The sequence below is a fragment of the Rhodocyclus gracilis genome, assembly GCF_009617575.1.
GTDB classification, from domain to species: Bacteria; Pseudomonadota; Gammaproteobacteria; order Burkholderiales; family Rhodocyclaceae; genus Rhodocyclus; species Rhodocyclus gracilis.
The window spans coordinates 94,500-108,353 of sequence record NZ_WIXJ01000001.1 but is presented as its reverse complement, the minus strand read 5'-3'; the positions used below and the strand labels follow the sequence as shown (position 1 = coordinate 108,353).

Genomic DNA, 13,854 nt, shown 5'->3' with positions numbered 1-13,854 from the left:
GCCTAAAAGTCGGCTTGCAGGGCGACGCTCAACGTGCGTCCGGGCTGGCTGTAGAAGGCGACGCCGAGCGGATTGCTGTCGTCGGCCTGGCGGATGTCGCTCCACAACCAGTACTTCTTGTCGAAGACGTTGTTGACCGCGACAGTGAGCTGCGTCTTGCGGTCAAGCTTCCACCACAGCGACAGGTCGGAGACGGCATAGCCTGGCGGGTGGAACCACTGCGCGCTCGATTCGTCGATGCGCGATTTGTGCGCGGCGGCACGCACGCGGCCTTCAGCGCCCCAGGTGCCGAAGTCGCGGAGGAGGCTGGCGGTCAGCCGGAGTGGTTCGACGCTGTTGAGCGGCTGGCCAGTATCTTCATTGGTGCCATGGGCGTAGGTGAGCGAGCCGCTGGTGCTCCAGCCCGGCGCGAAATCCCAGGCGCTGCGAAGCTCGGCGCCGTAGATGCGGACTTTGCTGCGGTTGACTGCGGTGTAGGTGGTGGCGAGTCCGGAAATGCAGCGCGAATCGCCGGGGCAGTTGAGGCGGACGTTTTCGATGAAGTCCTTGTAGCGGTTGTCGAAGACGCTCAGTTGGCTGCGCAGCGTGCGGGTCGTGACGCGCAGACCGAGTTCGACGCCGACGCTCGTCTCTGGCTTGAGGTCAGGGTTCGGCGCGGTTGCGTACGATTGCGCCGAATTGCGGAATGCGCCGTTGACCTCGTTGTAGTTGGGGGCGCGGAATCCCCGCGTTATCTGGCCAAAGCCGGAGAGCACCGGGTCAAAGCGCCAGATGGCGCCGAGCTTCGGCGAGAACGAGCCATGTGTCTGCTCGGCGGCCTGACGGCCGAGTTGGGTAAGCGTCTTCTGGGCGAGGGCGTCGACGTCCGGTTTGAGCTGCGTCCGGTCGTAGCGCAGGCCGGGCGTCAGCGACAGCTTGCCGCCGGCAAGATTGCTGATTTCGTCCTGAACGAAAAGGCCCAGCGTGTCGGTTGTGCCGTTGGCGAAGTCACGTAGCGGGTAGGTCTCGCCGGCGAGGGTCTTGGTGAAGGTGCCGGTGGTTTGGTTCCAGATGCGTCCGTCGCGCATTTCTTCAGTACGCACGCGGGCGAAGTCGGCGCCGTAGGTCAGCAGATGCGAGATGTCGCCCGTTTTCAGGGTTTTTTCCAGTTGCAGAGTGGCGCCGCTGTGCGTCTGGTCGACGTTGTAGTCGTTTTCGATGTAGCAGTTGTTGCTGCCTGCGCTGACGGCCGAGCAGCCGCTGGTGGTGCCGGTACGGCGCTGGAAGTTGTGGTTGCGGGTTTCGGTTTCCTGGTAGTACAGGCGAGCGGTCAGGCGGTCGTACCAGGCGACGTTTTCGGGCGTGTGCTCCCACTCGAGGCTGCCGCGCACACGGCGCCCCTGATCATCGCCATGCGCCCAGGTGACGCGTGGCAATGAGCCCGCCAGACGCTTGAGATCGGTGGTCGTCGTCTGGTCGCGCCCTTCGAGCATGGCGCTGATTTTGTGCCCGGTGGCGGGGCGCAGGATCAGCTTCGCCAGTGCGCCGTTGTCTTCGGTGCTCGTCGGGTTGGGTTTGGTGCGATATTTCGATGTTTCGTCGATATCGCCACGGCTGGAAAACTCATCGCCTTTGGCGTGGCTGTAGCCGACGAGGAGTTCGTTGGGGGTGGCGCCTTCGCTGCGTAGCGCGCCGAGTACGGTCTGGCTAACGCTGTTGTTGTTGCCGTTGTAGCCGGCGCGCAGCCGGGCGGCACGCGTTGCGCCGTCTTCCAGCAGATCGGCGGGGTTGAGCGTGACGTAGCCGACGACGCCGCCAATGGCGTCCGATCCGTAGAGGCTGGAAGCGGCGCCGCGGACGATTTCGACGCGCTTGAGAAAGTCCGGCATGACCGTCGGGGAGGCGCTGACGGTGAAATTCGTCGGGCCGCCGCCGTTGTAGTAGTCGCCGATGCGGACACCGTCGATCATCTGGACGACGCGGTTGTCGTCGATGCCGCGGATGTTGACGCGGGTTGCGCCATGGCGGCGCAGATCGCGGGCGAACGCGATATCGCCTTCGTCCTTGAACAGATCGGCCTCGTCGGCGGGCAGGCGGCGGTCGAGCGTCTTGCGGTCGATGCCGGTGACGGTGGCCGGAATGCTGTCGATATCGGCAGCGCTGCGCGTCGCCGTGACGACGACATCGCGCAGCGGCAGGTTCTCTTCAGCCTGCACGGCGTTGCAGGTCATGGCGACCAGCAAGGCCAGGCTGCGTTTTCTGAACGGAAACATTGACCAAGCTCCAAGAAAGGGTGAAGTGCTTTTCTCGGCTGGCTTGGCTCCATCGGCGGGCGATGTTTCCTGGCTGGCGGACGTTTATCTCATTTGTTGAGAATGGTTCGCATTATATGGGCTTGCATTCGTCAAGTCAAACGTTCATGCAGCGGTGTTAGGGTGCCGGTAGGAGGGGAATTCGGCTCAGTCTCTGTGCAGCGCGCATGCCCCTTCATGGGGCGTTTCTGTGCATCTTCCCTGCCAGCGCAAGGCCGATCCACGCTATCATTCGCCCCCTGTCAGTCAGCAGTCAGACGGCAGACAATCAACGAGCAATCGGGGTTTTCGCGGGGCCGAGGGCGGCTCGCCCGGCGGTTGCCGGCGATCAACAAGGACGAGTGATGAAGCGTGTGGATGACTTCCGCCTGCAACTGGGTGGGCGGGAATTGGTGCCGATCATGATCGGGGGAATGGGCGTCGATATTTCGACGGCGGAGTTGGCGGTGGAAGCCGCCCGGCTCGGCGGTATCGGCCACATTTCGGATGCAATGATCAAGACCGTTGCCGATCGTCGTTTCAACACGCGCTTTGTCAAAGATAAGCTGCAACAGTACAAGTTCAATGTCGATAACCCCGACAAGTCGATGGTTCGATTCGATCTGGGGCGCGTTGCCGAGGCGACGAAAATGCACGTCGCCAGCACGATGGAAGCCAAGCGCGGCGACGGCATGATCTTCATCAACTGTATGGAAAAGTTGACGATGAACGCGCCGAAAGAAACCCTGCGCGTACGTCTGCATGCGGCGCTGGATGCCGGCATCGACGGCATCACCCTGGCGGCCGGTCTGCATCTGGGGTCGTTTGCCCTGATGGAAGATCACCCGCGTTTTCGCGACGCCAAATTGGGCATCATCGTTTCGTCCTTGCGCGCGCTCGTGCTGTTTCTCAAGAAGTCGGCGCGTACGCAGCGTCTGCCGGATTTCGTCGTCGTCGAAGGTCCGCTGGCCGGCGGCCACCTGGGCTTCGGGCTCGATTGGTCGAACTACGATCTGGCGACCATCTTCACCGAGATTCGCGACTATCTCGCCGCCGAGAAGCTCGATATCCCGCTGATTCCCGCTGGCGGCATCTTCACCGGCAGCGATGCCGCGTTCTTCCTCGAAAACGGTGCCGGAGCCGTGCAGGTGGCGACGCGCTTTACCGTCACGCGCGAATGCGGTCTGCCCGAAGAAGCACAGCAGGAGTACTTCCAGGCCCAAGCCGAGCAGATCGTCGTCAACATGATTTCGCCGACCGGTTATCCGATGCGCATGTTGAGCAATAGCCCGGCCATCGGCGCTGGCACGCGGCCGAACTGCGAGGCCTACGGCTACCTGCTGGATAGCAACGGTGCGTGCTCGTACATCGATTCGTGGAATCGCGAGCAGGCCGCCCATCCGGATGCGAAGAAGCTTGCTGTCCTCGACAAGACCTGTCTGTGCACACACATGCGCAATTTCGACGTGTGGACCTGCGGCCACTACACCTATCGTCTGAAAGACACGTCGCACCGGCTGGCCGACGGCAGCTACCAGCAGCTCACGGCAGCGCACGTCTTCAACGACTATCTGCGCAGCACCGACAACCAGATCGCCCTGCCGCCGAAGGAGGACGCGTCGGCGTGATGCCGGCGTAGCGGCTGCTGGCCGCTTGCCCGCGCCCGCTCGCTCATCATGCTTAGCTATCGCCACGCTTTTCACGCCGGCAACCACGCCGATGTACTCAAGCACCTGATTCTCGTCCAGCTCGTCAAGTATCTGACGCAGAAGGACAAGGCGTTCTGGTACATCGACACGCACGCGGGGGCCGGCGCTTATGCGCTCGATGCCGGGCAGGCGCTCAAGCTTGCCGAGTACCGCGACGGCGTTGGCCGCTTGTGGGGGCGTGACGACCTGCCGCCGGCAGTGGCCGATTATCTGGCGCAGGTGCGAGCCTTCAACGGCGCCGCCAAGAGCGTCTTGCGCCGCTACCCCGGTTCGCCGCTGATTGCCGCGCCGCTCTTGCGAGCCGATGATCGCTCGCGCCTCTTCGAGTTGCATCCCACCGACGTGCGCAATCTGCAGGCGGCGTTTGCCGATGCTGGACGGCGCGTGACGATTGATGCGGGCGATGGTTTCGATGGTCTTAAAGCGCTCCTGCCGCCGGCACCGCGCCGTGCCCTGACGCTGATCGATCCGCCCTACGAGGAAAAGCGCGATTACGAGCGCGTGGTCATCGCCTTGCGCGACGCGTTGGAGCGCTTTTCGACCGGCATCTACGCCGTCTGGTATCCGCAACTGACGCGGCGCGAATCACACGAATTGCCCGAGCGTCTGAAGCGCCTGCCGGTGAAGTCGTGGCTGCACGCCGCTTTGCGTGTGAATACGCCGTCGAGCGACGGTTTTGGCATGCACGGCAGTGGGCTGTTCATCCTCAACCCGCCGTGGACGCTGCACGCGCAGTTGCAGGAAACGCTGCCGTATCTCGTCGAGCATCTGGGGCGCGACGAAGGCGCCGGCTTTACCCTCGAACAGTTGGCCGAGTAGGGCGGTCGCGCGGTCTGATCTGTGGCCTCGGCTTTTCCGTGTATGTCTTGGGGCGCTGCCGCCTAGTCGTTCGGCGTGGCTGATGCCGTCTTTTCAGTGCTTGGGGCGAGTGCGGCAAGTTCGGTGTATTTGCGGCAGGAGCCGCGACTCAATTCCACCGGGTATTTCAGCGCGTTCTTGCGCAGCTTGTTGCGCGCGGCCCTGTCGAGGTCGATCCCCGCGCGATCCGCAATCAATAGCAGGTAGAGCAGGACGTCGGCACATTCGTCCGCCAGCGCGTCGCGTTGTGCGGCGATTTCGGCGGCGTCCTTGGCCTCCGCGACTGACTGCGTGTCGGCGGAGCGTGCTGCGCTGTGGCCGGTTTTCTCCGGCGCGATCAGTGCCTCGATTTCCGCGTCGCTTTTCCACTGCGTCAGTTCGAGGAGTTCCGCCGCTTCGAGGTTGAGCGAGACGATCAGGTGGCGCAGGGTGTGGAACTGCGCCCAATCGCGCTCGTTGCGAAACTTCAGGACGGCGTCGGTCAGCGATTTCATGGCGTCTCGCTAAAAAAATCGGTGTGCCGCGTCAGGGAGTGCCATGCCGGACACGCGGGCGCGTTCGAGCAATTCCCACCAGTAGCGGTAGGAGGCGCGGTCGTGCAACGTTCCGTCATGGCGGATGGGGCCCCAGTCGGCGTCCTGCGCGGCGCAGAGGATGGCGCAGGCGGTATCGACATCCGAGAAGTCGGGGCGCATCGCTTCGACGATGGGCACGATCTGCTTCGGGTGGATGCTCCACATGCGCAGGAAACCGAACTCGTTACGCGCTCGCCGGGCGTCGTTACTGATCCAGTCGAGGTCGTTAAGCTCGGTCGTTACGTTGTGCGCAGGAATGATGCCATTCGCCAGAGCGGCGGCAGCGATTTCACTTTTTGCGCGGACGATGAGGGGGTGGGCGAACTGCCCGGGGCTTTTCATGGCAGACGCCGGGATGGCGCCGCGATGCGCGCTGACGAAGTCCATGAGCCCGAAATCAATCGATTCGACGCCGGGCAGTGCGGCGATCTCCCACACGTCGCGTAGTGCGCCATGGGTTTCGATCAGGACGTGAACCGGGATCGCGCGTTCGCTGGCGTGCCAGATTTCAGCTGCGCGCACGGCGGCGATCTGTACCCGTACATCGTCGGCGCTGCGGGCTTTGGGCAGGGTGAGAAACGCCAGTCGCTGCCCGGCGCCCGCCACCAGCAAGTCGATGTCATCCTGCCAGTGCGGGTGGGTAATGTCGTGAATGCGCGCGCCGACCCGGCCGAAGCGGTTGTCGTCCGAGGCAATCAGTGCGGCGGCCATGCGCGCATGGGCCGCTTCGTTGCCGGTCGCCGCGCCATCCTCGCAGTCGAAGGTGATGTCGAAGATCGGGCCGAGTTGCTGCTGCAACTGCAGCGCCTTGTGCATGAGCTTTTCGGCGCCGGCGTAGTGGTCGACGGCGGGCAGAATCGGCACGGGCTTCTCGCCGGTAAAAAGAACGTCTTGGGGATGGCGCATTGGCGTGTATTCGGGCGTGGTCAGGGGGAAAGGCGGAAAACCGGAGGAAGTGTCGCAGGGGCGACTGACCGAAGATACGTAAAAAGCGACGGAAAGCGGCGCTGGCGCGTCATTGTAGTCCGCTGCTGATCGCCTCTCGAACCGTCCAGCCGGGAAAACGGGCATAAAAAAGGCTGCGGACAATCCGCAGCCTTTTTGTGTGGCCGAGTCGCGATCAGAGCATCGAGGCGACGGCGGCGCGTTCTTCCTCAAGCTCCTTGAGCGTGAGGTCGATCTTGCCGCGCGAGTAGTCGTCGATCTCGAGCCCCTTGATGATCTCGTAGCCACCGTTGCGGCAGCAGCACGGGAAGCCGAAAACGACACCTTCCGGAATGCCGTAGGAGCCGTCCGAAGGAACGCCCATCGTCACCCAGTCGTCGGAGCCGAGCACCCAGTCGTGCACATGATCGATGGCGGCGTTGGCGGCCGAGGCGGCCGACGAGAGGCCGCGCGCTTCGATGATCGCGGCGCCGCGCTTGCCGACGGTCGGCAGAAAGACGTCGTTGTTCCACACCGGATCGTTGATCAGCGCCTTGACGCTTGCGCCGTCGGCGGTCGTGAAACGGTAGTCGGCGTACATCGACGGGCTGTGGTTGCCCCAGACGACGAGTTGCTTGAGCGCGGCGACGGGCTTGCCGGTCTTGGCAGCGAGTTGCGACAGGGCGCGGTTGTGGTCGAGACGCAGCATGCCGTGGTAGTTGGCCGGGTTGGTGCGGCCGACCTTGATCGCCGCAGCGCGGGCGATGTAGGCGTTGGTATTGCAGGGATTGCCGACGACCAGAACCTTGACGTCTTCCTTGGCGTTTTCGGCAATGGCCTTGCCTTGCACGGTAAAGATGGCGCCGTTGGCGGTGAGCAGGTCGGCGCGTTCCATTCCCTTGCTGCGCGGACGGGCGCCGACCAGCAGACAGACGTCGGCATCCTTGAAGGCGACGTTCGGATCATCCGTGGCCACCGCCCCGGCGAGCAGCGGGAAGGCGCAGTCGTCGAGTTCCATCATCACGCCCTTGACCGCCTGTTGTGCTTGCGGCAGGTCGAGCAGTTGGAGAATCACGGGCTGGTCTTTGCCCAGCATATCGCCAGCGGCGATGCGGAAAAGCAGGCTGTAACCGATTTGGCCGGCGGCGCCGGTGACGGCAACGCGCAGGGGGGCTTTGGACATGGTGCGGCTCCTGAAAGTGACGGGCGAGGGAGTGCTAAGCCGAAAAATGATAAGAGCCGGTTCTGGCCCTGTCAATGATATGTCTTATATAAGATGTCAATAGTAGGATAGACGTCGAAAGATTTTTGTGCTGAAATCTTGCGCCATGAATCGCCCTCCCGCGCGCACTTTGCCACTTTCGCCCACATTCAGTCCGCTCTATCGGCAGATCAAGGAACTCATCCTTGCCAGCCTGGAATCGGGAGAATGGGGGCCCGGCGATGCTATCCCGAGTGAATCGGATCTGGCGCAGCGCTTCGGTGTCAGTCAAGGTACCGTGCGCAAGGCGATTGACGAAATGGCAGCAGATAATCTGCTCGTTCGTCGACAAGGGAAAGGCACGTTTGTTGCCACCCACAATGATCCCCATTCTTTTTTTCGCTTTCTTCGCCTGGCGGCGAACGAAGGCGTCTTGCCGACCTCGCGCAGCGTTCCGCTCGAATGCACGCGGGCGCGCGCCGGTACGGACGTGGCGCGCATTCTCGGTATGGCGGTCGGTACGCCCATCGTCATCTTGCGTCGCGTTCTCTACTTTGCTGACAAGCCGGTAGTGTTCGACGAGGTTTATCTGCCGGCTGAACTCTTCCCTGATTTTTCGCTGGATTTTCTCAATGCCAACGACGAGTCGCTGTACAGCCTTTTTGAGTCGCGCTACGGCGTGCGCATGATTCGTGCCGACGAGCGCTTGCGCGCCGTGTCGGCGGATCGTGTCAGTGCCGCGGCGCTCGATGTGGCGGAGGGTTCGCCCTTGTTGCTCGTCGAGCGTGTCGCATTTACATATGGAGATAAACCCGTCGAGTGGCGGCGGGGGTTTTATTCCACGGCGAATCATCATTATCACAATGAGCTTAGCTGAGAAACGAGGCGGCTAGGCACATGCAGGCTTTGTTTCAAGAGAATCGGCGGGTTGAATCGTTTATAATTCGCGGCGCAGCATCCGTTGAATTCAACCTTCTGAACCGCACGTTCCTCTTCGGGCACAATTCGCCGCGAGTCGCGGTCAACGCGCAACCGGGGTCTGCGTCGGCAGGTCTGTCCCGGTCGAGGTGGGCGAGGGGCGCCATAAGCGCTTTCGGTTTCGTTTCGGGTTGTCGCGTTGCGCGCCGTGTGGCGCGTGGCGGACGCAGGACGGCAGGATGCTGAAATTCCCTCGTCGAAGCGTGTCGGCTCGCTCCTCCGGGCGTCGGCCGTCGTTCTTCTTCGGGTATGCGTGTCCCGTCAGGGTAGGTGGCGGGCGCCATGTGTGGATGCTTTGCGGTAGTAAGGTTCGGGCCGGCGACCGGTAATCGGGCGGCGGTCCCCTGCGATTGATCGCTGGCGAACAATCGCGCAATACGAGGAGTGATCTTCATGGCAGATGTGGCAATCAAAACAAAAAAGCGTCCTAAAAACCTGGACATCTGGACGATCCGGCTACCTCTTCCCGGGGTGTTGTCGATCATCCACCGCCTGACCGGAGCCGGCCTGTTCCTGCTGTTGCCTGTTTTCCTCTGGCTGTTCGAGCGGAGTCTGGCGACGCCCGAGTCCTTCGCCGAAGTGAAGGCGCTGGGGGATCATCTGGTGATAAGGCTGATCCTCCTTGGTTTTATCTGGTTTTATATCCAGCATTTTCTGGCGGGGCTGCGTTACCTCCTCATCGATCTGCACAAGGGTGTTGATCTTGAGGGGGCGCGGTTTTCCACGAAGGTGGTGTTTGCTGCCAGCACGACCCTGATGCTGGTGATCGGAGCGTTCATCCTATGATCAAACGTAAACTCGTTGGCGCCCACTACGGATTCGGTGACTGGCTGCTGCAGCGCGGCACGGCGCTGGTGATGGCGCTCTACGCGACGCTGATTCTCGTCATCATGGCGATCGTGCAGCCGTCCACGTATCTCGAATGGCGCGGCATCTTCGACAACCGCATCATGGCCTTCCTGACCTTCATCTATCTGGTCGCACTGTTCTGGCACGCCTGGATCGGCGTGCGCGACATCTGGCTGGATTACGTCAAGAACACTGGGGTGCGCCTGCTGCTGCTGCTGGCGACGCTGGCGGTGACCATCGGCTATACCGGCTGGGCCGTGCAGATTCTGTGGAGAGTGTAAGTGAGCTATTCGAATATTGCGGTACGCAAGTTTGATGCGGTGATCGTCGGTGCCGGTGGCGCCGGCCTGCGCGCGGCCATCCAGCTGTCCGAGTCCGGCCTCAAGGTGGCCGTGCTGTCGAAGGTCTTCCCGACGCGCTCGCACACCGTCGCGGCGCAAGGCGGTGTTTCCGCCTCGCTCGGCAATTCCGAGCCGGATCACTGGACCTGGCACATGTACGACACGGTCAAGGGCTCCGACTGGCTCGGCGACCAGGACGCGATCGAGTTCATGTGCCGCAAGGCACCGGAAGTCGTCGTCGAGCTCGAACACTTCGGTATGCCCTTCGACCGTACGGACGAAGGCAAGATCTACCAGCGTCCGTTCGGCGGCCACATGTCGAACTTCGGCGAAAAGCCCGTGCGCCGCGCCTGTGCTGCCGCCGACCGCACCGGCCACGCCATGCTGCACGCGCTCTACCAGCGCAACGTGCGCGCACGCACGCAGTTCTTCGTCGAGTGGATGGCGCTCGACCTGATCCGTGACGCTGATGGCCACGTGCTCGGCGTCAGCGCGCTGGAAATGGAAACCGGCGAAGTCACCATCTTCCACGCCAAGGCGACGATCTTCGCGACCGGCGGTGCCGGCCGCATCTTCGCCTCGTCGACCAACGCCTTCATCAACACCGGCGACGGTCTCGGTATGGCGGCGCGTGCCGGCATTCCGCTCGAGGACATGGAGTTCTGGCAGTTTCACCCGACCGGCGTCGCTGGCGCCGGTGTGCTGATCACCGAAGGGGTGCGCGGCGAAGGCGGCATCCTGCGCAACGCCTCGGGCGAGCGCTTCATGGAACGCTACGCACCGAACGCCAAGGACCTCGCGTCGCGCGACGTCGTCTCGCGCGCGATGACCACCGAGATCAACGAAGGCCGTGGCTGTGGTCCGCACAAGGACTTCGTCCTGCTCGACATCACCCACCTGCCGCCGGAAACGATCATGAAGCGGCTGCCGGGAATCCGCGAAATCTCGATCCAGTTCGCCGGTGTCGACCCGATCAAGGCGCCGATCCCGGTAGTGCCGACCTGCCATTACCAGATGGGTGGCATTCCGACCAACTACAAGGGTCAGGTCGTCGTTCCGCTCGGCGACGATCCTGCCGTTCCGGTTCCCGGCTTCTATGCTGCCGGCGAATGTGCCTGCGCCTCGGTGCACGGCGCCAACCGGCTTGGTACCAACTCGCTGCTCGACCTGCTGGTCTTCGGCAAGGCCTCCGGCGAGGCGGTCGTCGAAGACCTCAAGCAGATGCCGGCTGAACATCGCCCGCTGCCGGCCGACGCCATCGAGCGCACGCGCGAGCGTCTGGAACGTCTCGACGCACGCAACGGTGGCGAGAGCGAGTACGAAACGCGCCTCGCGCTGCAGCGCGTGATGCAGGCGCACTGCGGCGTTTTCCGCTTCAAGGACAAGCTCGCCGAAGGCGTCGAGATGATTCTCGACGTCGAACAGCGCGTCGGCAAGGTGTCGATCAAGGACAAGTCGAAGGTGTGGAACACCGCCCGTGTCGAGGCGCTGGAACTCGACAACCTGATCGAGGTGGCCAAGGCGACGATGATCTCGGCCAATGCCCGTCTCGAATCGCGCGGCGCACACGTACGCGACGACGCGCCGGATACGGCCGAGCGTCCGAACGGCCGCAACGATACTGAATGGCTGAAACACACCCTGTGGAGTCGCGACGGTAACAGCCTCGCCTACAAGCCGGTGAAGCTCGAACCGCTGACCGTCGAATCCATCGCGCTGAAGACGCGATCCTACTGAATCGCGTCGCAAGGAGTTGATAAGAATGACGAACCGTACGCTCCAGTTCAAGATTTACCGCTACGATCCGGACCGCGACGACGCGCCGCGCATGCAGGACTACTCGGTCGAAGTGAATCCGGTGACCGACCGCAAGCTGCTCGACGTGCTGGTCAAGCTGAAGGCGCAGGACGACTCGCTGTCCTTCCGTCGTTCCTGCCGCGAAGGCATCTGCGGTTCGGATGCGATGAACATCAACGGCAAGAACGGGCTGGCCTGCCTGACCGAGGTGTCAACGCTGAAGTCGCCGGTGGTGCTGCGTCCCTTGCCCGGCCTGCCGGTCATCCGCGACCTGATCGTGGACATGACCCAGTTCTTCAAGCAGTACCACTCGATCAAGCCCTACTTGATCAATGACACGCCGCCGCCTGAGCGCGAGCGCCTGCAGTCGCCGGAAGACCGTGAAGAGCTCAACGGCCTTTACGAGTGCATCCTCTGCGCCTGCTGCTCGACCTCGTGTCCGTCGTTCTGGTGGAACCCGGACCGCTTCGTCGGTCCGGCGGGTCTGCTCAACGCCTACCGCTTCATCGCCGACACGCGCGACGAAGCGACCAGCGAGCGTCTCGACGACCTCAACGACCCGTACCGTCTTTTCCGTTGCCACACGATCATGAACTGCGTCGACGTCTGCCCGAAGGGGCTGAACCCGACCCTGGCGATCGGCAAAATCAAGGAAATGATGGTCCGGCGGGCTGTCTGACGGCGCCTTCGCAGTGGATCGCGATGCTCTGAACCGGTTGCGCTGGCGTTGTACCCGGCGCGCCTTACTCGAACTCGACCTGCTACTCGGTCATTTTCTTGACACGCGTTTCGCCGATCTTGACGAAGCGCAGGCACAGGAATTTGCCGAGTTGGCAGATCTCGAAGATTTCGCTCTCTGGCCGCTGATCAACGGCGACCAGGAGCCGAAAAACCCGCAACAGGCTGCCGTACTGGCCATGTTGCGCTCAAGCCGGACAAGGAATCCGGCGTAAGACGGGGTGCGGAGACGACGCTGGCAGTATTCCCCTTGAACTCATTCAACTGAATAGGGACTCAAAAACATGACCACCGAACGCAAGGCAAGTCTGATTATTGAGGGGAGGGAACCCGCCGAATTCCCGATCATGACGCCGACGCACGGCAATGACTGCGTCGACATCCGCACTCTGGGCGCCAAAACCGGCTTGTTCACCTACGACACCGGCTATCTGTCGACGGCAAGCTGCAAATCGAAAATCACCTTCATCGATGGTGACAAGGGTGAGTTGCTGTATCGCGGCTATCCCATTGAGCAACTCGCCGATCACTGTAACTTCCTCGAAGTCGCTTACCTGCTGAAAAACGGCGAACTGCCGAACCAGCAGCAGAAGGGCAAGTTCGAGATGACCATCAAGCAGCACACGATGGTGCATGAACAGCTCGTCAAGTTCTTCCAGGGCTTCCGGCGTGACGCGCACCCGATGGCGGTCATGGTCGGCGTGGTCGGCGCGCTGTCGGCGTTCTACCACGACGCCATGAATTTCTACGACGCCGAGCACCGCAACATCAGCTTCAACCGCATCGTCGCCAAGATGCCGACCATCGTCGCCATGGCCTACAAGTACTCGATGGGCGAGCCCTTCATGTACCCGCGCAACGACCTCGATTACACGGCGAACTTCATGCACATGATGTTCGGCACACCGTGCGAGCAGTACAAGCCGAATCCGGTGCTGGTGCGCGCCCTCGACATCATCTTCACGCTGCACGCCGACCACGAGCAGAACGCGTCGACCTCGACCGTGCGCCTGGCCGGTTCCTCGGGCGCCAACCCTTTCGCCTGCATCTCAGCCGGCATCGCCTGCCTGTGGGGACCGGCGCACGGCGGCGCCAACGAAGCCTGCCTCAACATGCTCGAACAGATCGGCGACGTTTCGCGCGTCGACGAGTTCATCAAGCGTGCCAAGGACAAGAACGACAGCTTCAAGCTGATGGGCTTCGGTCACCGCGTCTACAAGAACTTCGACCCGCGCGCCAAGCTGATGCGCAAGGTCTGCGGCGACGTTCTCACCGAACTGGGCCTGGAAAATGATCGTCTCTTCAAGCTCGCCCTGACGCTCGAAAAGATCGCGCTTGAAGACGAGTATTTCATCGAGAAGAAACTTTATCCGAACGTCGATTTCTACTCCGGCATCGTGCAGAAGGCGCTTGGCATCCCGACGTCGATGTTCACCTGCATTTTTGCTCTGGCGCGCACCGTGGGCTGGATGGCGCAGTGGGAAGAAATGCTGATCGACCCGGAATACAAGATCGGTCGTCCGCGTCAGCTGTATATCGGCGCGGCGCGGCGCAACGTGGCCCCGATCGACCAGCGCTGATGTCTCGGTGCGGCGGCGCTTGTCGGCGCTGTCG

At 62.4% G+C, this 13,854-nt stretch carries 13 protein-coding genes; 9 read left to right on the top strand and 4 right to left on the bottom strand.

Annotated features, from left to right (window positions below; all coding sequences use genetic code 11):
• Nucleotides 1-2: 2 nt before the first annotated feature.
• Nucleotides 3-2,252, bottom strand: coding sequence for a TonB-dependent hemoglobin/transferrin/lactoferrin family receptor (locus GHK24_RS00515; RefSeq protein WP_153467363.1), 2,250 nt, complete (start codon nt 2,250-2,252; stop codon nt 3-5).
• A 383-nt stretch (nt 2,253-2,635) separates the two neighbouring features.
• Here GHK24_RS00515 and GHK24_RS00510 point away from each other — a divergent pair, with 383 nt between their 5' ends.
• On the top strand, nt 2,636-3,898 hold the full coding sequence (locus tag GHK24_RS00510) for a nitronate monooxygenase (RefSeq protein ID WP_153467360.1): 1,263 nt from the start codon (nt 2,636-2,638) through the stop codon (nt 3,896-3,898).
• 48 nt (nt 3,899-3,946) lie between these two features.
• Nucleotides 3,947-4,798, top strand: coding sequence for a 23S rRNA (adenine(2030)-N(6))-methyltransferase RlmJ (locus GHK24_RS00505; protein ID WP_153467357.1), 852 nt, complete (start codon nt 3,947-3,949; stop codon nt 4,796-4,798).
• Between the two features lie 62 nt (nt 4,799-4,860).
• Here the strand turns inward: GHK24_RS00505 and GHK24_RS00500 are convergent, their stop codons facing one another.
• The 3 genes from GHK24_RS00500 to GHK24_RS00490 all read right to left on the bottom strand — a co-directional run bounded on the left by GHK24_RS00500 (nt 4,861) and on the right by GHK24_RS00490 (nt 7,519).
• Nucleotides 4,861-5,331 (bottom strand): nucleotide pyrophosphohydrolase, encoded by a 471-nt coding sequence (locus GHK24_RS00500; RefSeq protein WP_153467354.1) that lies wholly within the window; start codon nt 5,329-5,331, stop codon nt 4,861-4,863.
• A 9-nt stretch (nt 5,332-5,340) separates the two neighbouring features.
• Entirely contained in the window at nt 5,341-6,318 is a 978-nt protein-coding gene (locus GHK24_RS00495; RefSeq protein ID WP_153467351.1) for an HpcH/HpaI aldolase/citrate lyase family protein, read from the bottom strand.
• Between the two features lie 214 nt (nt 6,319-6,532).
• Entirely contained in the window at nt 6,533-7,519 is a 987-nt protein-coding gene (locus GHK24_RS00490; protein WP_153467348.1) for a malate dehydrogenase, read from the bottom strand.
• A 145-nt stretch (nt 7,520-7,664) separates the two neighbouring features.
• On the opposite strand from GHK24_RS00490, the gene GHK24_RS00485 reads away from it, so the two are divergent.
• The 7 genes from GHK24_RS00485 to gltA all read left to right on the top strand — a co-directional run bounded on the left by GHK24_RS00485 (nt 7,665) and on the right by gltA (nt 13,820).
• Complete coding sequence (locus GHK24_RS00485) at nt 7,665-8,414, top strand: GntR family transcriptional regulator (RefSeq protein ID WP_153467346.1); 750 nt, start codon at nt 7,665-7,667, stop codon at nt 8,412-8,414.
• Between the two features lie 494 nt (nt 8,415-8,908).
• Entirely contained in the window at nt 8,909-9,301 is a 393-nt protein-coding gene (gene sdhC / locus GHK24_RS00480; protein ID WP_153467343.1) for a succinate dehydrogenase, cytochrome b556 subunit, read from the top strand.
• Nucleotides 9,298-9,645: a succinate dehydrogenase, hydrophobic membrane anchor protein gene (gene sdhD, locus GHK24_RS00475; RefSeq protein ID WP_153467340.1), complete on the top strand. Its 348-nt coding sequence runs from the start codon at nt 9,298-9,300 to the stop codon at nt 9,643-9,645. Before sdhC ends, sdhD begins: the two co-directional genes overlap by 4 nt.
• The gene (sdhA, locus tag GHK24_RS00470; protein WP_340666064.1) at nt 9,646-11,442 is read left to right on the top strand and encodes a succinate dehydrogenase flavoprotein subunit; all 1,797 of its coding nucleotides are present in this window, start codon (nt 9,646-9,648) and stop codon (nt 11,440-11,442) included. It begins immediately after the preceding gene.
• Between the two features lie 25 nt (nt 11,443-11,467).
• Nucleotides 11,468-12,181, top strand: a complete 714-nt coding sequence (locus GHK24_RS00465) for a succinate dehydrogenase iron-sulfur subunit (protein ID WP_153467337.1) — start codon at nt 11,468-11,470, stop codon at nt 12,179-12,181.
• Between the two features lie 13 nt (nt 12,182-12,194).
• Nucleotides 12,195-12,455: an FAD assembly factor SdhE gene (locus GHK24_RS00460; protein WP_340642652.1), complete on the top strand. Its 261-nt coding sequence runs from the start codon at nt 12,195-12,197 to the stop codon at nt 12,453-12,455.
• 69 nt (nt 12,456-12,524) lie between these two features.
• Nucleotides 12,525-13,820: a citrate synthase gene (gene gltA / locus GHK24_RS00455; protein WP_153467331.1), complete on the top strand. Its 1,296-nt coding sequence runs from the start codon at nt 12,525-12,527 to the stop codon at nt 13,818-13,820.
• Nucleotides 13,821-13,854 lie beyond the last annotated feature (34 nt).

What these genes read in the sequence shown, in the direction of transcription:
- gltA (WP_153467331.1), top strand. Translation starts at nt 12,525, where the DNA reads ATGACCACCGAACGCAAGGCAAGTCTGATTATTGAGGGGAGGGAACCC.
- GHK24_RS00465 (WP_153467337.1), top strand. Translation starts at nt 11,468, where the DNA reads ATGACGAACCGTACGCTCCAGTTCAAGATTTACCGCTACGATCCGGAC.
- GHK24_RS00515 (WP_153467363.1), bottom strand. Translation starts at nt 2,252, where the DNA reads ATGTTTCCGTTCAGAAAACGCAGCCTGGCCTTGCTGGTCGCCATGACC.
- sdhD (WP_153467340.1), top strand. Translation starts at nt 9,298, where the DNA reads ATGATCAAACGTAAACTCGTTGGCGCCCACTACGGATTCGGTGACTGG.
- GHK24_RS00505 (WP_153467357.1), top strand. Translation starts at nt 3,947, where the DNA reads ATGCTTAGCTATCGCCACGCTTTTCACGCCGGCAACCACGCCGATGTA.
- GHK24_RS00490 (WP_153467348.1), bottom strand. Translation starts at nt 7,519, where the DNA reads ATGTCCAAAGCCCCCCTGCGCGTTGCCGTCACCGGCGCCGCCGGCCAA.
- GHK24_RS00495 (WP_153467351.1), bottom strand. Translation starts at nt 6,318, where the DNA reads ATGCGCCATCCCCAAGACGTTCTTTTTACCGGCGAGAAGCCCGTGCCG.
- GHK24_RS00510 (WP_153467360.1), top strand. Translation starts at nt 2,636, where the DNA reads ATGAAGCGTGTGGATGACTTCCGCCTGCAACTGGGTGGGCGGGAATTG.
- sdhC (WP_153467343.1), top strand. Translation starts at nt 8,909, where the DNA reads ATGGCAGATGTGGCAATCAAAACAAAAAAGCGTCCTAAAAACCTGGAC.
- GHK24_RS00485 (WP_153467346.1), top strand. Translation starts at nt 7,665, where the DNA reads ATGAATCGCCCTCCCGCGCGCACTTTGCCACTTTCGCCCACATTCAGT.
- GHK24_RS00500 (WP_153467354.1), bottom strand. Translation starts at nt 5,331, where the DNA reads ATGAAATCGCTGACCGACGCCGTCCTGAAGTTTCGCAACGAGCGCGAT.